The organism is Arthrobacter sp. BF1 (assembly GCF_056680215.1).
In genome coordinates, this window is the sequence record NZ_CM155271.1 from 1669383 (window position 1) to 1687998 (window position 18616).

Annotated in this window: 17 protein-coding genes; 9 read left to right on the forward strand and 8 right to left on the reverse strand. The window is 64.6% G+C overall.

Annotation, left to right across the window (positions count from 1 at the left end):
- Positions 1-96 precede the first annotated feature (96 nt).
- Positions 97-1905: an AMP-dependent synthetase/ligase gene (locus AC1MCD_RS07830; RefSeq protein WP_498677392.1), complete on the reverse strand. Its 1809-nt coding sequence runs from the start codon at positions 1903-1905 to the stop codon at positions 97-99.
- A gap of 178 nt (positions 1906-2083) precedes the next feature.
- Here AC1MCD_RS07830 and AC1MCD_RS07835 point away from each other — a divergent pair, with 178 nt between their 5' ends.
- Positions 2084-3172, forward strand: coding sequence for an ROK family glucokinase (locus tag AC1MCD_RS07835; RefSeq protein ID WP_498677393.1), 1089 nt, complete (start codon positions 2084-2086; stop codon positions 3170-3172).
- A gap of 54 nt (positions 3173-3226) precedes the next feature.
- Here the strand turns inward: AC1MCD_RS07835 and AC1MCD_RS07840 are convergent, their stop codons facing one another.
- From AC1MCD_RS07840 to AC1MCD_RS07850, 3 genes are read right to left on the reverse strand one after another with little or no spacing between them, the layout of a single operon-like run.
- Positions 3227-3952, reverse strand: coding sequence for a hypothetical protein (locus AC1MCD_RS07840; protein ID WP_498677395.1), 726 nt, complete (start codon positions 3950-3952; stop codon positions 3227-3229).
- Positions 3945-4739, reverse strand: a complete 795-nt coding sequence (locus AC1MCD_RS07845) for an alpha/beta hydrolase (protein ID WP_498677397.1) — start codon at positions 4737-4739, stop codon at positions 3945-3947. The genes AC1MCD_RS07840 and AC1MCD_RS07845 overlap by 8 nt, the downstream gene beginning before the upstream one ends.
- Entirely contained in the window at positions 4736-5587 is an 852-nt protein-coding gene (locus AC1MCD_RS07850; protein WP_498677398.1) for an alpha/beta hydrolase, read from the reverse strand. Before AC1MCD_RS07850 ends, AC1MCD_RS07845 begins: the two co-directional genes overlap by 4 nt.
- Before the next feature lie 111 nt (positions 5588-5698).
- Here AC1MCD_RS07850 and AC1MCD_RS07855 point away from each other — a divergent pair, with 111 nt between their 5' ends.
- Positions 5699-6481 carry a lysophospholipid acyltransferase family protein gene (locus AC1MCD_RS07855; protein ID WP_498677400.1) on the forward strand — a complete coding sequence of 261 codons (783 nt, stop codon included), beginning with the start codon at positions 5699-5701 and terminating at the stop codon, positions 6479-6481.
- A gap of 65 nt (positions 6482-6546) precedes the next feature.
- Positions 6547-7938 carry a class II 3-deoxy-7-phosphoheptulonate synthase gene (locus AC1MCD_RS07860; protein WP_498677402.1) on the forward strand — a complete coding sequence of 464 codons (1392 nt, stop codon included), beginning with the start codon at positions 6547-6549 and terminating at the stop codon, positions 7936-7938.
- A 46-nt stretch (positions 7939-7984) separates the two neighbouring features.
- Here AC1MCD_RS07860 and pknB read toward each other — a convergent pair whose 3' ends face one another.
- Positions 7985-10078 (reverse strand): Stk1 family PASTA domain-containing Ser/Thr kinase, encoded by a 2094-nt coding sequence (gene pknB, locus AC1MCD_RS07865; protein ID WP_498677403.1) that lies wholly within the window; start codon positions 10076-10078, stop codon positions 7985-7987.
- 112 nt (positions 10079-10190) lie between these two features.
- Positions 10191-11591, reverse strand: coding sequence for a lytic transglycosylase (locus AC1MCD_RS07870; protein WP_498677405.1), 1401 nt, complete (start codon positions 11589-11591; stop codon positions 10191-10193).
- Between the two features lie 240 nt (positions 11592-11831).
- Here AC1MCD_RS07870 and AC1MCD_RS07875 point away from each other — a divergent pair, with 240 nt between their 5' ends.
- Positions 11832-12185, forward strand: coding sequence for an Rv2175c family DNA-binding protein (locus AC1MCD_RS07875; protein WP_498677407.1), 354 nt, complete (start codon positions 11832-11834; stop codon positions 12183-12185).
- 87 nt (positions 12186-12272) lie between these two features.
- Here the strand turns inward: AC1MCD_RS07875 and AC1MCD_RS07880 are convergent, their stop codons facing one another.
- Both AC1MCD_RS07880 and AC1MCD_RS07885 read right to left on the reverse strand, forming a co-directional pair.
- The gene (locus AC1MCD_RS07880) at positions 12273-13367 is read right to left on the reverse strand and encodes a polyprenyl synthetase family protein (protein ID WP_498677410.1); all 1095 of its coding nucleotides are present in this window, start codon (positions 13365-13367) and stop codon (positions 12273-12275) included.
- On the reverse strand, positions 13364-13891 hold the full coding sequence (locus tag AC1MCD_RS07885) for a hypothetical protein (protein ID WP_498677412.1): 528 nt from the start codon (positions 13889-13891) through the stop codon (positions 13364-13366). Before AC1MCD_RS07885 ends, AC1MCD_RS07880 begins: the two co-directional genes overlap by 4 nt.
- Positions 13892-14031: 140 nt before the next feature.
- On the opposite strand from AC1MCD_RS07885, the gene dinB reads away from it, so the two are divergent.
- The 5 genes from dinB (at position 14032) to ftsL (ending at position 18525) form a co-directional block, all read left to right on the forward strand.
- Positions 14032-15189 (forward strand): DNA polymerase IV, encoded by a 1158-nt coding sequence (gene dinB / locus AC1MCD_RS07890; RefSeq protein WP_498678235.1) that lies wholly within the window; start codon positions 14032-14034, stop codon positions 15187-15189.
- Positions 15190-15454: 265 nt separating this feature from the next.
- A complete protein-coding gene (locus AC1MCD_RS07895) occupies positions 15455-15829 on the forward strand; it encodes an SCO2097 family morphological protein (protein WP_498677413.1) in 375 nt (124 codons plus the stop codon).
- Positions 15830-16258: 429 nt separating this feature from the next.
- A complete protein-coding gene (gene mraZ, locus AC1MCD_RS07900) occupies positions 16259-16687 on the forward strand; it encodes a division/cell wall cluster transcriptional repressor MraZ (protein WP_190988940.1) in 429 nt (142 codons plus the stop codon).
- A 168-nt stretch (positions 16688-16855) separates the two neighbouring features.
- On the forward strand, positions 16856-17848 hold the full coding sequence (gene rsmH, locus AC1MCD_RS07905) for a 16S rRNA (cytosine(1402)-N(4))-methyltransferase RsmH (protein WP_498677416.1): 993 nt from the start codon (positions 16856-16858) through the stop codon (positions 17846-17848).
- The gene (gene ftsL / locus AC1MCD_RS07910) at positions 17845-18525 is read left to right on the forward strand and encodes a cell division protein FtsL (protein WP_498677417.1); all 681 of its coding nucleotides are present in this window, start codon (positions 17845-17847) and stop codon (positions 18523-18525) included. Before rsmH ends, ftsL begins: the two co-directional genes overlap by 4 nt.
- Positions 18526-18616: the final 91 nt, after the last annotated feature.

Below are 18616 nucleotides of genomic sequence, written 5' to 3' on the forward strand. Positions count from 1 at the left end.
CCTATAAGCAACGCGGGGTCACTTCCCGCCCCAATAAACACTGTTTATCGGGCGGGAAGTGACCCCGCGTCGTTGTTGGCTTGTGACGGTTATCTGCTAGTCGCGAGGTGCGCCGTACATTTCCTCGATGACTGTCTCGAAGTCCTTCATCACCTGGGCTCGTTTCACTTTCATGGACGGGGTCAGGTGGCCGGATGCCTCAGTGAAGTCGGACGCGACAATCCGGAACGACTTGATGGCTTCGGCCTGGGACACGGAGCTGTTGGCCTGCGTAATGAGATCCTGCACAGCTGCCTTGACCACAGGATTCTCCACTGCCTCCTCAAGGGTGGTGGACTCGGGCAGCCCATGGCGCTGCAGCCAGCCGGGGAGTGCTTCCTGGTCGAGGGTGACCAGGGCGCCGATGAAGGGCCTGTTGTCACCGACAACCAGGACCTGCGAGACCAGCGCGTCAGCGCGGATCTGGTCCTCCAGAAGGGCCGGGATGACGTTCTTGCCGCCGGCAGTGACGATGATTTCCTTCTTCCGGCCGGTGATCCAGACAAAGCCGTCTTCATCAAGGCGTCCGATGTCACCGGTGCGCAGCCAGCCGTCGGCAAAGGTTTCCGAAGTCAGGCCGTCAAGGTTGTAGTAGCCCCGCATGACGCAGACTCCCTTGGCAAGAATTTCGCCGTCGTCGGCAATCTTGACCGAGTTGCCCGGCAGGGGCTTGCCAACGGACCCGATTTTGATCAGGGACGGGGTGTTCACCGAGATGGGGGCGGTGGTCTCCGTCAGGCCGTAGCCCTCCAGGATCTGCAGGCCGATGCCCTGGAAGAAATGGCCAAGCCGTTCGCCGAGCGGTCCGCCGCCGGACACAGCATGGGCCACATTCCCGCCCATGGCAGCGCGCAGCTTTCCGTACACCAGTTTGTCGAACATGGTGTGCTTGAGTTTCAGGCCCAGGCCCACGTGTCCGGCCTGCCGGGCCTTGGAGAAGGCGATGGCGGTCTCGGTGGCCTTGTGGAAGATGGCGCCCTTCCCGCCGTCCTCCGCCTTGGTCAGCGCTGAGTTGTAGACCTTTTCGAACACGCGGGGGACAGCCAGGATGAACGTGGGCTGGTAGCTCTGCAGGTCAGCGAGAAGGTTCTTGATGTCGGGAGTGTGTGCCACGGTGGCGCCGGCGGCAACGGCCAGCACCGAGATGAAGCGCGCAAAAACGTGGGCCAGCGGCAGGAACATAATGGTTTTGGCCTGCTCATTGACGACGTCGCCGAGGATCGCCAGCGTGTTGTCGGAGAGCTCAACGAAGTTGCCGTGGGTGAGCTCGCAGCCTTTGGGCCGGCCGGTAGTGCCGGAGGTGTAGATGACGGTGGCTACGTCGCTGAGACTGGCAGACGTCCGGCGTTCCTCGAGCTCGGCATCGCTGACACCACGCCCCGCCTCACGAACTGCGTCCAGCCCGCCGCCTTCGAGCTGCCAGACGTGCTGCAAGGCAGTGAGTCCCTCAGAATTGGCTGCCTGGCGGATCACGTCTTCGTGGTGGGCGGACTCAGCGAAGGCGGCAACGGCACCCGAATCGCCAAGGTTCCAGGCGACCTGCGACGGCGACGACGTCTCGTAGATAGGCACCGAGACGGCCCCGGCGAACCAGATGGCGAAGTCAACGAGCGCCCATTCGTAGCGTGTGCGGGACATGATGCCCACCCGGTCCCCGGCGGCCACGCCACTTGCCATCAGACCCTTTGCAAGCGCGGAGACGTCCGCCAGAAAGTCCTTTGCGGAGACGTCCTGCCAGGCGCCTGCGGAATCGAGCCGCGAAAACAATGCCGGGTTGCTGGGCTTGGCGGCCTGCCGCAGCACCAGATCGGTGATGTTGGTTTCCGGTGGGACAACAACCAGTGGCGGAACACTGAATTCGCGCACTATAGCTCCTTTGATATCCATGGACCCGCGCAGGGTGTCCCTAAAGACTAATACGCCCGCAACGTGGTCGTGCTGTCATAAACCTACTGGCCAGTAACATAGGAGTCAAAGGGTGCGGGAAAGGCGCGGTGCCGGGCTGCCGGAACCGGGCCCGGCGGCGCGCTTAGAATGAGTCACTATGTACGCAGCCTCCCCTGAGCAGAACAGTCCGCCCGGCCGGCCAGTGCCTTGGCGGCGGCAGCCCCGGGGTGGCCGCACACAGACCTGGCGCTGGGAGAGGTTCCGCGCGAGTCCGCGGCTCGGGCGCAAAGGACTCGCGATCGGGATCGACATTGGTGGCACAAAAGTGGCCGCCGGAGTGGTGGACGCCGACGGCCGGATCCTCAGCGAGGCGCGGCGATCCACGCCCGGCAGCGATCCGCGGGCCGTGGAGCAGGTCATCGTGGAGCTCGTGGACGAGCTGAGCGCCGGTCACCGGATCCGGTCAGTGGGTATCGGGGCGGCCGGCTGGATGGATCTCGACGGCGGAACAGTACTTTTCAGCCCGCACCTTGCCTGGCGCAACGAGCCTTTGCGGGCCAACCTGCAGCGCCTGCTGCGCAGGCCCGTCCTGTTGACGAACGACGCCGATGCCGCAGGGTGGGCGGAATGGCGCTTTGGTGCCGGGCAGGGTGAGGACCGGATGGTGTGCATCACCCTCGGCACCGGCATCGGCGGTGCCATGGTGATCGACGGCCGGGTGGAGCGGGGCCGGTTTGGTGTCGCCGGTGAATTTGGCCACCAGATCATCATGCCGGGCGGACACCGTTGTGAGTGCGGAAACCGGGGCTGTTGGGAACAATATGCCTCGGGCAACGCGCTGGGGCGCGAAGCGCGGATCCTGGCTGCGGCCAACTCGCCGGTGGCCCAGGAACTGCTTGCCGCGGTGGGAGGAAATCCGGACCGGATCACCGGCGCGATAGTTACCGAACTTGCCCTGGCCGGCGACGCCGCCTGCCGCGAACTCCTCGACGAAGTGGGGGAGTGGCTTGGCCTGGGACTGGCAAATCTCGCCGCAGCGCTGGACCCGGGACTCTTCGTGATCGGCGGCGGGCTCTGCTCAGCAGGGGACCTGCTGGTGGAACCTGCGCGCAAGGCGTTCGCCAGGAATTTGACGGGCCGAGGCTTCCGACCCGCCGCCGGCATCGAACTGGCAGCGCTGGGACCCAACGCCGGGCTCATCGGAGCAGCGGATCTGTCACGCGTCAGCAGCCGCACGCGCGGCTGAGGAGCGAAGCTGCCGCGACACCCGCTCGGACCTACAGTGCTGGGTCGGCACCGCTCAGACGCGGGCGCCGTCGTCGTTGTCGTCTTTTTCCTGGGGCAGCTTCATGATCAGGTAGACCACGGCCAGGATGAACGCTGACACCATGCCCACTATTGCCAGCAGGGGCGCTGTCCGCCAAAACATGGCTGACAGCAGCAGGGCAATGGGACCACCCACCGCGCCGAGCCAGGCAAGCATCGTCAGCGGGTCCGTCCCGGAAAGGCTTGGCGGTTCCTCCGGGACGAACTCGCCGCCGTGGTCCTCCACCGCATAGTCCCGTGGGCCGTCAGGGCTGCCCTCGATGTCCTGGCCATCCTGCCCGTTGCCGGTACTCTCGCCGGATCGTGGTTGACCGGTGCCGCCCCTTCGGGCTGCGGCCGAACGCTCGGCCGCGGACAACTCGGTGGGAGCCCGGCCGGCAAGGCCCAGGGGGTCAAAGTCGCGGAAAGTCGCAGGCCGTCCAGGGGTGTCGGCTGGTGCCAGGGACGGGACCGGGCTGGGGTTGCCGGGTCCTTCAGCATCAGGATTGGTGGGAATGATCGGAGCGTTCGGGGCAGTGCCGTGATCCGCAGTGCCGTCCTCCGCAGCGCCGCCCTTTGCAGTACTCCCGTCCGCAGTGTTGCCGTTCGTCGCGCTGCTGTCCTCGGAGGTCGTGCCCTCCAGCCGGGCAACAAGATCGAGCCAGACAGCATCGTCCTGGTTTGCACTCTGGTCCGGCGAGCCGGAGTCGGGCCTAGTCACGGGCAGCGCCCTCCTTTGGCTCGACTGCTGCAGCCTCGGCAAGTACAGTCCGGATGAAGTCCACCGACCCGCCGAAAATTTCCTGGGCGTCGTTATCAAGCGTGGCCACGTGGTAGCTGTTCTCGAGGGTGGTTAACGTCACGGGAGCATTGACCAGGCCGCGGCGCAGTGCCACGATGCTCGAGTCTGAGACCACATGGTCCACCGTGGAACGGAACACCCTGACCGGAGCAGTAACACGGGGAAGCATCCGGATGGTGTCCTTGAACATTTTGTTCAGTTCATGGGCCGCGGCTACCGGTGTCCGTGGATAGGCCCCCTCATCCATGCCGGGTTTGAGGATGTCATTCGCGATCGCCGGAGTGCTCTTCAGTACGAGCTTCAGGATGCCGGCCAGCGGGGCGCGGGGATCATCGATGACCAGCCCGGGGTTTACCAGGATCACGCCGGTCACCGGCCTGGTGGCGGCGATCCTCAGTGCAAGCGCGCCGCCCATGCTCAGCCCGGCGGCGAAGACATGGTCGCACTGGGCGTCGAGGTCGAGGAAAGCGTCGTCCAGGGCGGAATGCCACTGCGGCCAGCGGGTCCGCGCCAGTTCCTGCCAGCTTGTGCCGTGGCCCGGCAGCAAGGGCATGCGAACGGCGAAGCCGGCGTCGGCGAGTGACTGGGCCCAGGTGCGGAGTCCGTGCGGGCTGCCTGTGAACCCATGCGAGAGAACCACCCCGACCCGGGCTCCCTCACCGGCGGCCGGGCTGCTGAAGGGGCTGTGGTCCGGAAGGCTGGTCATGAAGTCTCCGAGGTGGGTTGGGCGCTGTTTGACGTGCGGGCCGGCTCTGCCGTGCCACCGGAATGGTGACCGGCGGGTTGGCCGCTGGCCGAATGGTCGAGGAAGAACTGGCTGGAACGGTTGAAGATCTCCGGCGCGTCAAGGTCGAGGGTGGCTACGTGGCCGCTGTTGTGGAGATCAACCACTTCCACCAGCCGGGGACCCAGCCGACGCCGCAGGGTGGAGAGCGAGGTGGGCGGCACCACGGCGTCGGCACTGGACTTGAAGACCTGCACCGGGGCGTTGACCTTGTGAAGTCCGCGGACGGTTGCGCCGAACAGCTTCTTGAGCTCATGGACGGCTGCCAGCGGCGTGCGCGAGTAGTCGCCGTCGTCGGTTACTGCCGCCGTCGGCTGTTCCTCCTGGATGGGCAGCGTGGTCCGCTGGAAATACTTGAGGACCCCGATGACACGGACGCGGCGGTCGTAGAAGCTAAGCCCCGGGTTCACCACCGAAACCCCTGCCACCGGATGCCGGGAGGCCGTCAGCAGCGCGATGGCGCCGCCCATGGACAAGCCGGCCACAAAACAGTGGTCCGTGCGCGCGTTCAGTTCCTGGTAGGCAGCCACGAAGGTTCCGTACCATTCCCGCCAGCCGCAGCGCGCAAGCTGCCTCCAGTCAGTCCCGTGGCCCGGGAGTAGGGGAACCGACACGGCAAATCCTTGGGCCGCGAGCTGTTCAGCCCAAGGCATCACGCTCAGCGGGCTGCCGGTAAAGCCATGGCAGATGGCGATCCCGGTCCTGGCGTTGGGCCCGTGGCCGGGGTAGCTGAAAGCGGCAGGCCGGGGCGGTGTGCTGCTTTCTGTCATGACTCCATCGTGTCACTCTTCGGGACAAATCTCACTAGAGTAGGGTTGCATTGAAGTGCTGGCCTGACCCAACGGAGGGCCGGCCGGCAGGCTTCCGGAGAGGTTCGACACGTGTTTTATTGGGTCATGAAAAGGATCTTCCTGGGGCCGGTGCTGCGGCTTCTTTTCCGCCCCTGGGTCAAGGGCCTGGACAACGTTCCGGCGGAGGGCGCGGCAATCATCGCTTCGAACCACCTGTCTTTTTCGGACTCCATTTTTATGCCGCTGACGGTGCCTAGGCCCGTCGTTTTCCTTGCAAAGTCCGAGTACTTCACGGGGACAGGTGTTAAAGGCCGGCTGACGGCAATGTTCTTCAGGCTCACCAACCAGTTGCCCATGGACAGATCCGGCGGGGCAGCATCTGCGGTTTCGCTGAATGCCGGCATGGATGTCCTCACCAGCGGAGGCCTGCTGGGGATCTATCCCGAGGGGACCCGCAGCCCGGATGCGCGCCTGTACCGCGGCAAGGTGGGCGTGGCCAGGCTCGCGCTGCAGGCAGGCGTGCCGGTCATTCCAGTGGCGATGATCGGGACGGACAAGGTCCAGCCCATCGGCAAGCGCCTGCCCAATATCCGGCGGATCGGCATGATTTTTGGGGCGCCGCTGGATTTCAGCCAGTACGCCCACCAGGCCGATGACCGGCTGGTGCAGCGCAAAGTCACCGACGAGATCATGTTCGAGCTGATGCGGCTCTCCGGCCAGGAGTATGTGGATGAATACGCTGCAGTCGTGAAGCTCCGGCTTGCCGGCGCCGAGACCGCAGGCCCGGAAGGCAAAGACCCGGCCGCAGGCCCGGAAGGCAAAGACCCGGCCGCAGGCCCGGAGGGCACAGACCCGGCCGCCGGCTCACTGTGACGCCGCTCTCTGGACGCGTGACGGCCGGGTGTCCCGAAGAGTCCGGCGCGCATTAGTCTTAGATAGTGACTGAGCTATCTGCAAAACCCGCCTTTTCGCTGTCCAGCACCGCCCAGAGCGGAGCAGCCAATTATCCTGGCCTTGATGACTGGCGGGATCTTCCGATTTCCCAGCAGCCGAGCTGGCAGGACAAGGACGTTTTCGACGCCTCGGTCCGCGAACTCTCCATGCTCCCGCCACTGGTTTTCGCCGGCGAAGTGGACGTCCTGCGTGAGCGGCTGGCAGCTGCGGCCCAGGGCAAGGCGTTCCTGCTCCAGGGCGGCGACTGTGCTGAGACCTTCGAAGCCGCCACGGCGGACAAGATCAGTGCCCGCGTCAAGACCATCCTCCAGATGGCAGTGGTGCTCACCTATGGTGCGGCGATGCCCGTCATCAAGATGGGCCGGATGGCCGGGCAGTTCGCCAAGCCCCGCTCCTCCAATGACGAGACCCGCGACGGCGTGACCCTGCCGGCGTACCGCGGCGACATCGTCAACGGGTACGAGTTCACTCCTGAATCCCGTGGCCACGACGCCGCGCGGATGCTCAGGGCGTACCACACCTCAGCCTCCACGCTGAACCTCATCAGGGCCTTCACCCAGGGCGGGTTCGCGGACTTGCGCTCGGTGCACCAGTGGAACAAGGGCTTCACGGAGAACCCTGCCCACGCACGCTATGAGTCCTTGGCCAGGGACATCGACCGCGCCATCAAGTTCATGGCCTCCTGCGGCGCCGACTTCGAAGCGCTCAAGCGGGTGGAATTCTTCGCGAGCCACGAAGCCCTGCTCCTGGACTACGAGCGGGCCCTCACGCGCATCGACTCCCGCACCGGCTTCCCTTACGACACCTCGGCCCACTTCCTGTGGATCGGGGAGCGCACGCGCGAACTCGACCACGCCCACGTCGATTTCCTCTCCCGGGTCCGCAACCCCATCGGCGTGAAGCTCGGCCCGTCCACCACCGGGGACGACGCCCTGCGCCTCATCGACAAGCTGGACCCCGAACGCGAACCCGGCCGCCTGACATTCATCACGCGCATGGGGGCAGGAAACATCCGCGAGAAGCTCCCCGCCGTCGTCGAAAAGGTCACCGCTTCCGGTGCCCAGGTCCTCTGGGTCACGGATCCGATGCACGGCAACACCGTCACGTCGCCCAACGGCTACAAAACACGCAATTTCGACGACGTCATTGACGAAGTGCGCGGGTTCTTCGAAGTGCACCACGCCCTGGGCACCGTGCCCGGCGGCCTGCACGTGGAGATGACCGGCGACGACGTCGCGGAATGCCTCGGCGGTGCGGATCCTGTGGACCAGGAAGCCTTCCTGGACAAGTACGAGTCCGTCTGCGATCCCCGACTGAACCACATGCAGTCCCTCGAGATGGCGTTCCTTGTAGCCGGGGCACTGGCCAAGCACTGACCGTTTCCGCGGGAGCGCTGCGAGTGGTGTGACCGGCAGCTGCCGGTTACACCACCGTGAGGGTGATGACGGAACCTTCGGGGACGTCCTCGTCCACGGGGTTCTGATCCCGCACCGTGCCAAAGAAACCGCCCAGGATGTTGTTGACCTCAACCTTGAACCCCAGGGCTTCCAATCCCTTGCGGGCCTCCCCGGCCTGCTTGCCGATAAAGCTGGGAACCTTGACCATTTTGGGGCCCTTGGAGATGGTCAGTGTCACGGTGCCGCCCTTGGTTAAGGTGCCGGTTGCCGGGGACTGGCTGACCACTGACCCTTCGGGGATTTTGCGGTCGAAAACCTCCTCGGACGCGACGTCGGCCTTCAGCCCGGCAGCTTCGATGGCATCGACGGCGTCGTTCTCCTCCTTGCCCAAAACTGAGGGCACGGGAATTGGCTGCGGGCCTTTGGACACCACCAGGTTCACCGGGGTGCCGTGCCTTGCCGGGGTCGCGGCGGCCGGATCCTGCGCGAGCACCACACCGGCGGCCACCGCTTCGTCAAACTTTTCCGTGATATTGCCCAGCGCCATCTCAGCCTGGTTCAAGGCAATCTTCGCCTGGTCCAGTGTTCCGCCCGCCAGCTTCGGCAGCTCGTACAGCTGCGGCCCCTTCGAGACAAACAGCGCTACCGGCTGGAACTTTCTGATCTGGGCACCCGCTGCGGGTTCGGAGCCCACCACCAGTCCCGAGGGAACGTCGTCGTCGAACACGTCGTTGGTCCGGGACTGAAAGCCCGCCTGGCTCAACAACTGCTGAGCCTGGGCCACTGACTTGTTGGCGACGGCAGGAATGGTGGCGGATGCGCCCGGCCCCATGCCGAAGAACCAGCCGGCCCCGGTGGCAAGCAACGCAATGATAATCAGGGCCACCACCCAGAGGATGCCCCGGCGGCGCGGGTTTCCTTCGCGCAGGCTCCTGACCGGCGTCGCCGCTGCCCGGGACCTTGCTTTCTCATCCTCCCGGTCAACCTTGCGCTGCGCGCGTTTGCTGAGCGGGAGGGACTCCGGAGCCCCAGCCTGGCTCCGGACGTCCTGTTCGTACTGGATGGGCCGCGGGTCTGACGGGTACAGGTCGTCCGGCGGGTAGAGGGCATGTGGCGGGTTCGCGGCCTGCGGCGGACGCGACGGCTGCTGTGGCTGCGGCCGGCCGAGGGAGGAGGACAACACCGCAGTTGGATTGTTGGTCCGGGAGATGATCTCGGTGGGGTTCGGTTGCCCGGCCGGGACGGCAGCCGGAGGCCGGAGGTCCAGCTCGGAATTCGTGAGGTTGGTCCGGATGTGCCGCAACTCCTGGAGGAGCGCATGGCCATCCACCGGCCGGTTTTCGGGATCGTTGGCGGTGCACCACTGGACCAGTTCATCCATTTCGGCGGCGAGCCCCGGCACCAGGGCCGACGGCGGCCCGACGGTTTCGTTGACGTGCTGATAGGCCACCTGGATGGGGACCTCGCCGTCGTACGGTTGCTGGCCGGTGAGCATCTCGTAGAGCATGATGCCCACAGAGTAGATGTCACTGCGGGCATCGGCGGTTTTCCCCAGGACAAGCTCGGGGGAGAGGTAGCCCACGGTGCCGATCAGGGCGCCCGTGCTGGTGGTCGTTGTCACCGCCCGTGCCAATCCGAAGTCGCCGATCTTGATGCGGCCGTCGTCGGCGATCAGGACGTTCTCCGGCTTGACATCGCGGTGGATCAGGCCGGCCGCATGGGCCTCGCCCAGGCCTTCCACCACGGGATCGATGAGGGCAAGTGCCAGCCGGGGAGGCAGCGCCCCCTTGGACCTGATGACGTCGCGCAAGGTGTGGCCCTTGATGTACTCCATCACCAGATAGGCCGTCACGCCGTCGTTGCCCTGGTCCAGTACTCCCACAACGTGCGGGTGGGAGAGTTTCGCGGCGGCTTTCGCCTCCCTGCCGAGGCGGTCCAGGAAGGTCTCATCCGTGGCGAGGTGCGGATGGAGGACTTTGAGGGCAACATCCCGTTCCAGCCGGAGATCTGTGGCGAGATAGACGGTGGACATGCCTCCGCGCGCGAGTTTGGAACGGACGGCGTAGCGGTTATCCACCAGCGTTCCAACGAGACGGTCAGACACTTGTTCCTGCACCATACGATCCTAATCCCGCAACGAAAAGGGTCCGAACCGACGTGCGGTCCGGACCCTTATCGTTATCCGCGGTGCCTGTATCGACAAGCCCCCGGTGCATTGCGAAGGTGGCCGGTTAGCCGAAATTCTTCTGGTGTGCCTTGATGGCGCCTACGTAAGCCTTGGTGTCGTCGTACAGGCCGTACTTGCTGACTGAGTACTGGCCCTGGTAGTACCCTGCAATGGCCGTGTCCACGTCTTTGCTGGTGGCAATCAGCCGTTTGATGATGGCCACACCGGCAGTCGCGTTGTCGTAGGGATCCAGCAGGTTCAGCTTCCGCCCTACGAGGTCTGAGGCCCACTCGCCGGACGTGGGGATCACCTGCATGGTGCCGATGGCGTTGGCGGGCGAAACCGCGCGCTGGTTAAAGCCTGATTCCTGGTACGCGAAGGCGAGGGCCAGGGACGGCTCTACCCCCATCGCACGGGCAGTGTCGGCCACGATGGTGCGCATCTCATCGCGGGACGGCACCGGTGCGGCGTTCAGCAACGCCTTGTTCTGGTTGGCGGAGCTGACCACGACCTCAGGGTACGTGAAGCCCAGGAAGGAACTGGGCACGAGCGGGGTCACGGTGGCTGCCGGAGTGGACGACGCCGGCTGGATGGAGCCGCCTGGGATGACCAGTTTATTGCCCGGGTAGATCACCGTGGTCATGCTGAGCTGATTGGCTGCCAGGATGTCCGAGAGCTTCACGCCGTGCTTCGAGGCGATCGCGGACAGGGTGTCGCCGGCCTTGATGGTGTAAGAGCCACCCGGAGCGGAGGCCGGTGCAGGGGCTGCCGGTGCAGGGGCCGCCGCCGGGGCAGCGGGTGCAGCAGCTGGCTGCGCCGCTGGGGCTGAAGCCGCTCCCTCGCCGGATCCAACCTTGATTTTCTGGCCCGGGTAGATGATGGAACGCATGTTCAGGCCGTTCCAGGTGAAGATCTCAGACAGGCCTACGTTGTGCCGGGAGGCGATGGCGCTGAGCGTGTCCCCGGCCTTTACGGTGTAGCTGCCGCCGGAGCTGGCCGGCGCGGACGGGGCCGCTGCCGGGGCAGCGGGGGCCGGAGCTGCCGGGGAGGCAGCGGAACCGGACAACTTGATCTTCTGGCCGGGGTAAATGATGGTGTTCGGCTGAAGGTTGTTCAGGGTCAGGATCTCCCCGGTGTTCAGGCCGAACTTCCCGGCGATGGCGCTGATGGTGTCGCCGCGGGCGATCGTGTATTCGGCAGGGGCAGAGGGTTGTGCCGGCATAAACGCCGCGGGAATGCTGGAGGAAACAGAGGCAGCCGGGATGAGGGCTGCTTTGACTTCCGCTGCCTGTGCTTTCATGGCGGCCGCAAGCGTTGCCGGGATGGCGCGGGCTGGCGCCTCTGCCGAAGCTGGCTGGGCGAGGGCCAAGGACGACAAGACGACTACAGGAAGTGCCGCTGTGGTGGCAGCAATCATGGGCAGACTCGGCCGGGGTGCCTGCTTTGGCGAGCGGGACGTCGTCATGGAAGGAATCCTCTTCTTTAACTGCCGGGGGACGGGTGATGCGTGTGACTATTGATACTAGTGTTACTTAAGTTGTTACTGTTACAAATGTGACCTATGTGAATCTCTCATGAATTTGGCTATAGCACAAGAAGTTGACACCGCCCCGTATCTAAGGTTTTGCGGAGTGTCGAATAAATCGTCGGCGTGCGCGGTAAAGCCGACTAGGCGGCAGGGCTCCGGCCGTGGCAACCTTGATCCGTGAGTAACGTAGAAAGCCTTGTGGGCGAGTGGCTGCCCCTGCCTGATGTCGCGCAGCTGTTGGACGTTTCAATTACGAAAGTCCACAGCCTTATTGATGAACGTGCCCTGGCGGCCCTGCGGGTGGGGGAACGGCGGATCCGGTCCGTTCCGGCCGCGTTTATCCTGGACGGCCAGGTTGTCGACAGCCTGCGGGGAACCATCGTCGTCCTGGCGGATGCCGGCTATTCCGACGAGGACCTCATTGTCTGGCTGTTCACCACTGACGAGTCCCTGCGCGGCCGACCAATTGATGCCCTGCGGGAAGGTCGAAAAACCGAAATCAGGCGCAGGGCGCAGACTCTCGCCTGGTAGCGCTGCCGGATACCGGTGCAACAGGACCGTAAGCCCGGTGTCCAGGCAGCGCCTGCCCCGGCGGCGCGGCTCGTGCCAGAGCCGAAATCAGGCGGCGCGGCTGACGGTGGCTTCGGCCAGCCGTCGCAGTGCCGTCTTGGGCAGTTCGTCGAGTGGCAGTTGCTCCAGGGCCTCGTAGGCGGCCGTGCCGAATTCGTTGATCAGCAGTTCGGTGGCCTGCAGCGCTCCGGACTCTTCAATAATCCGGCGGATCTCGGCCACGTCCTCTTCGCCCAGATCCGGGCTCCCGAGTTTTGCATCGATAAACGCTGATTCCTGCGCTGACGCTTGTTCCAGGGCGAGAGCAATCAGAACAGTCCGTTTGCCTTCGCGGAGATCGTCGCCTGCCGGCTTGCCGGTAGTGACGGGGTCGCCGAAGACGCCCAGGACGTCATCACGCAGCTGGAACGCCTCGCCCAGAGGCAAGGCGAACGCCGAGTAGCCGCGGAGGAGGTCGTCCGAGGCCCCCGCCAGTGCACCGCCAAGTGCCAGCGGATGTTCGGTGGAGTACTTCGCCGACTTGAACCGGATGATGGACTGGGCCCGCGTCACAGCCCCTGCCCGGTCCCGCACCGGTCCGGCTACTTCTTCAAGGATGTCCAGGTATTGGCCGGCCATCACTTCTGTGCGCATGAGGTTGAAGATCAGCCTCGCCCTGCTGCCGGAGGCCGCCTGCCCGCCGATGTCAGTGAAGGCCTCTTCGCTGAAGGACAGGCACAGGTCGCCGGTCAGGATGGCCGCTGCGTGTCCAAACCGTTCACTGTCCAGTGCCCAGCCCTGGGTGTCGTGCAACTGGCTGAACCGGCGGTGGACGCTCGGGCCACCCCTGCGGGTGTCCGAACGGTCGATGATGTCGTCATGGATGAGTGCCGCCGCCTGGAACAGCTCCAGGGCCGACCCGGCCGTGACGATCTGTCCGGCCGAGGGCTCGCCACCGGCGCCCCGCCAGCCCCAGTAACACATCAGGGCGCGGAGCCTTTTACCGCCGGTCACCAGGTTGGAGATAGACCCCATGAGGGGTTCGATGTCGGGGGAAATTCCGGCCACAAGGGCCTGCCGCGTGGTGAGGAAGTCTGTCAGCTCGCCGGCAACGGCTGCTACGAAGGCGGTCTGTTCAAGCCTCAGCTGCTCCGAAACCGTCACTTGGCTGACTCAACTGCGGCGTTGGCGCCGATGGTGAAGGTGGAAACGCCGGCCGCTTCGACAACCGCAACGTTGACAGTCTCGTTGTCGTTTCGGACGAAATCCTTGGAGGCCACCGCTCCCACCGCATCGCCGGGTACGGCTTTGAAGCCCTGGCCCTCGAGGTGCTTTGTGTAGAAGTCCACGACGGCGGTAGTGGGGGCTGTGATGCTGGCCACGAGCGCTGCCGTGGCAGGCTGTTTGGCCTTATCCAAACTGCTGGAAATTACCGTGGCGCCAGGCATCACCGGTATCAGCGTTTCGGGAAATCCATCCACGATCTTTCCCACCGTGGCAGATGTTCCGGGTGATGCCGTCGGGCTTGCCGACGCCGTGACGCTGGACGGGCTGGGGGCTGGTGAGGACGTGCCTGCTGACGATGAGGCCACGTCGGGCGCCGCGGGACTGCAGGCGGCAAGGGCCAACATTGCGCCGGCGGCGAGGGCTGCTAATCCCGTTGGCTTAAGTTTCTTCGTGACCGTCACAGGGACTTTCCTCCTGGGGTTGATGCCGGGCTCAGCCTCCAGTTTAGTCAGTACCAACAGATAGAATTGCCGTTGTGGGGCCTGAGCGGAACAACCAGTACAGCGAAGCGGGTCTTCGCGAGCTCCGGCGCAACTGCATTATGCACGTGGACATGGACGCATTTTTCGTATCCGTGGAGCTGCGCACGCGTCCGGAACTCCGTGGAAAGCCAGTGATCGTGGGATTCCCGGCGGACCGTTCAGTGGTCCTGTCAGCTTCGTATGAGGCCCGGGCCTTCGGCGTGAAGTCCGCCATGCCCATGGTGGTCGCAGCACGGATGTGCCCCCGGGCCGTCATTATTGAGCCGCGCCACAAGCTGTACTACGAGGTCTCCGCGCAGCTGATGGAAATCTTTCAGTCCATCACGGACCTCGTGGAGCCTCTTAGTGTTGATGAAGCCTTCCTGGATGTGGGAGGGGCCATCCGGCGCCTGGGTCCCCCGCGCGAAATTGGTGAATTGATCCGCCGCCGGGTTGCTGCCGAGTTGGGCATCACGGCGTCCGTTGGAATCGCGGCCAGCAAATTCGTTGCAAAGATTGCGTCCACGCGCTGCAAGCCGGACGGGCTGCTGCTGATCGGGCCGGACGAGACGGTACCTTACCTGCACAGCCTGCCCGTGGGGGCACTGTGGGGAATCGGTGCCAAGACCGCGGACGTGCTGGCCCGGATGGGCATCCGGACCGTCGCGGATGTGGCCGCCACGCCGGTGACATCCCTGAAGAAGGTGCTCGGCACCATCGGTGAGCACGTCTACCGGCTGTCATGGGGGATAGACCCGCGTCCGGTGACCCCTGTCCGGCTGGAAAAGAGCATCGGTGCGGAAGAGACCTTCGCGGTGGACACCGCCGATGATGCCATCATCAGCCGCGAATTGCTGCGGCTGGCCCACCGCACTGCCGGCCGGTTGCGGAGTTCGGGAACGGTGGCCCGGACCGTGGCGTTGAAGCTCCGCTATGCGGATTTCTCCACCATTACCCGGAGCCGCACAGTGCACACGCCAGTGGACAGCGCGCAGTTGATCCACGGGGTGGCACTCCAACTCCTGGAATCCCTGGGGCCGCGTCCCATGACCGTCCGGCTGGTCGGCATCCGGGCGGAGCAGCTGGAAGAGGCCGCCCAAACCTCCCTGCAACTGAGCTTTGACCGCAGGGATGACAACTGGCGCGCGGCAGAGCAGGTGCTGGACCAGGTCAGCCGGAAGTTCGGAAACAAATCCGTCCTGCCGGCCAGTCTGCTGGACCCCGGCAGCGGGCGCTAAGAGTCATTTCAATTCGGCTTCATGACGGGCCAGGAGGGTGATGGCCGTCTTTCAGAACAGGCTCCGACAAACTATCCTTATATGTACATAGTTTTCAGTTACTGCCGGACTTCTTGGACGTACTGCCGTTCCAATCACCCACATGCCGGTGTTCGCAATCCGCCACCCTTGGCGGGGCGGGAACCTCCCGGGCATGCGGGTCGTTATTGGAGCAGGAGTACGGGATGGGACCAGCCCGGACGTTGGCCTACATAAGGAGGTCGTGATGCCGCTCTCGGAGCACGAACAGAAGCTGCTAGAGCAGCTGGAGAAGCAGTTGCACGAGGACGATCCGAAGTTCGCGAATTCCATGGGATCGGATCCTGGGCGTACCTGGTCCACCCGGCACCTTGTCATCGGTGTCCTCTGCACTTTGGCGGGCATCGCGTTGCTTCTGGTCGGCGTCACCACCCAGTTCATCATTGTTGGCGTCCTCGGCTTCGTGGTTATGGGCGGTGGTGTCTACTTCGCCACCATGCGCAACGCGTCCGGCGCCAAGGGAGGCTCCGCATCCGGTACGGGGAAGTCCGGAAAGCCCAGGAGTTCCTTTATGTCCAGCCTTGAGGAGCGCTGGGACGAGCGTCGCCGCGACGACTCCTGAGGCCCTGCCGCCGCTGATGGCACGGTTGTTCATGTTGAATTGCCCGCTGCCCTGATTGCCGGGCCTTTTACTCCACTTCCCACCCCTCCACTTTTCTCCCCCTGGCTCGTGCTGCTGATGGGGGCCGCTGCAGAAGACCCGCCCCGGCGGGTCTTCTGCGTTTAACGGCACCACAGGGGGGTGCCCGACGGCGCGGCCGTACCGCCGTCGTGCCCTCCCGTTGGGGGCGGCCCACTTGGCTCCCCAGGCCCTCCACTCTCATCCACCACGTGTTTCCGCGCCATTTGGGGGAAAAGATCACCGAAAGGGGGCTGGTGGGGCCCATTTTGCATTGACTGTGGGGGAAAGTGGAGTAATGTGGAGGACATAAGAGGGTAGTTGCAACATTAGGGGATGTGCAGTTCCTGACGGCAGACGGGCGGTGGGCCAGTGTTTCTGGGCACACATTCGCCACGTCTGGACGAAAAGGGCCGAATTATCCTCCCCGCAAAGTTCCGCGAGGAACTTGCCGCCGGGCTGGTTCTCACAAGGGGCCAGGAGCGTTGTATCTACGTCTTCAGTGAGCAGGAATTTGCGAGGGTTCACGAGCAAATGCGGGAGGCGCCCATCTCCTCCAAGCAGGCTCGGGACTACATTCGTGTCTTTCTCTCTGGAGCCTCGGACGAGGTACCTGACAAGCAGGGGCGCGTGACCATTCCGGCGGCGCTCCGGGAGTACGCAGGCCTCGGCAGGGAACTGGCCGTCATCGGCGCAGGAACCCGCGCCGAGATCTGGGACGCCCAGGCCTGGAACGAGTACCTGGCAGAGAAGGAAACCGCCTTCTCTGAAACCGACGACGCCATTCCGGGGATTCTGTGATCACCTGAACGGCCCCGAAGACCCGCTTCTTGAACGAGATCTCCAGCCGCCCATCGGATAGTCCACCTGGCTCACTTCCCCGGAGCCAGGCGGCCGGGACGATAGGCGCGGATGGGGATCTGGCTCAAGAAGCACCCCTGGATACCCGCCGAATGAAAGGACGAAGGCATGAATGATCACCCGAAGCCGACGTCCGAACGCCATGTGCCGGTCCTCAAGGACCGGTGCATCAATTTGTTGGCGCCAGGTTTCGAGGCCGCGCGCCTCCGGGGCGATACACCCATCGCCATAGATGCGACGCTCGGCATGGGCGGTCACTCCGAAGCCATGCTGGAGAGCTTCCCGGACCTGCACCTGATTGGGATCGACCGCGACGAAGAGGCCCTGGCCCTGGCGGGGGAGCGGCTGGCCCGTTTCGCTGACCGCACGGACCTTGTGCACGCTGTGTACGACGAAATTGCCGAGGTTCTCGAGGACCTTGGGGTCAGGGAAGTCCACGGCATCCTGATGGACCTGGGGGTCTCGTCCCTTCAGCTGGACGAGCGCGAACGTGGTTTCGCCTACTCCTTTGACGCGCGGCTGGATATGCGGATGGACACCAGCAGGGGCCAGACAGCGGCCGATGTGGTCAACAACTACAGCGAAGAGGACCTCGTCCGGATCATCCGTAAATGGGGCGAGGAGAAATTCGCCGGCCGGATCGCTAACAGGATCGTCGCAGCAAGGGCCGTCAAACCGATCACCACAACCGGTGAGCTGGTGGAGCAGATCCGTTCAGTGGTTCCCGCTGCAGCCGCCAAATCGGGCGGCCACCCGGCCAAGCGGACTTTCCAGGCTCTCCGGATCGAAGTCAACGAGGAACTCGACGTGCTGGAACGCGCGGTTCCTGCGGCTGTGGAAGCCATAGCACTGGGCGGACGCATCGTGGTGATGTCGTACCACTCCCTTGAGGACAAGATCGTCAAGTCCGTTTTCCAGGCCGGCTCCAAATCCTCAGCGCCGCTGGGGTTCCCGGTGGAACTGGAAGAACACAAAGCAGTGCTGAAAACCCTGACCAAGGGCACCGAGGTACCCACCGCCGTCGAAATCGCCGAAAACCCCCGCGCCGCCTCCGCCAGGTTGCGCGCCGTGGAACGCATCAGAGCCAGGAGAGAAGCATGAGCACCGCCGCCGTCAAGAACTTTCCGGTCCTCTCCGGCAGCAGCGCGCCCGCTATCAAGGCCCTGCCTGCCGGTCCGGGCCGGAAGGAACGCACACCGTTGTCCGTGGTGCGCTCAGCACCGAAGAAGCGCCGTGCCCCGTTTGTGGTGATGTGCTTCGCCCTGCTCGCCGTGGCACTGGTGGCGGTGCTGGTCCTGAATATTTCGGTGTCCACCTCCCAGTACCAGCTGGTGGAACTCAGGAGTAAGCAGAGCACTCTCACGAAAGAGAACCAGGATCTGACACAGCAGCTCCAGAACTTCGAAGCTCCCCAGAACCTTGCTGCCAAGGCGGCAGACTTGGGAATGGTAGCTTCCACTGTCAAAGGCCAGATCGACCTTTCCACCCTCACCGTCACGGGCAAGGCAACTCCGGCCGTGAAGGGCGGCGCTGCAGGAGCCGTTATCCCGGCTCCAGCCATCGCCGGGGTGTTGACGGTGGTGCCGCCGGTAACAGCCACCGAACCGTCAGCGAGCCGCAAGCCTGCCAGTGAAGTGCCTGCGCCGGCAGCAGCGGTGCCGGCTCCGGCCGGCGCGCCTGCCGCAGCACCGGCGGCGGTACCGGCACCCCCGGCACCGGCGGTCGAGCTGCACGGCGGTTCCGTGCCGGCACCGGAACAAAAGGTGCCGGGGCAGTAACTGACGGCCGCTGAAAAGCAACCGGTCAGGCAGAACGGCCAGGCGCCCAGCCCGGCTCCACAGCAGGCAACAAGGCGAGCAGCAAGGGATT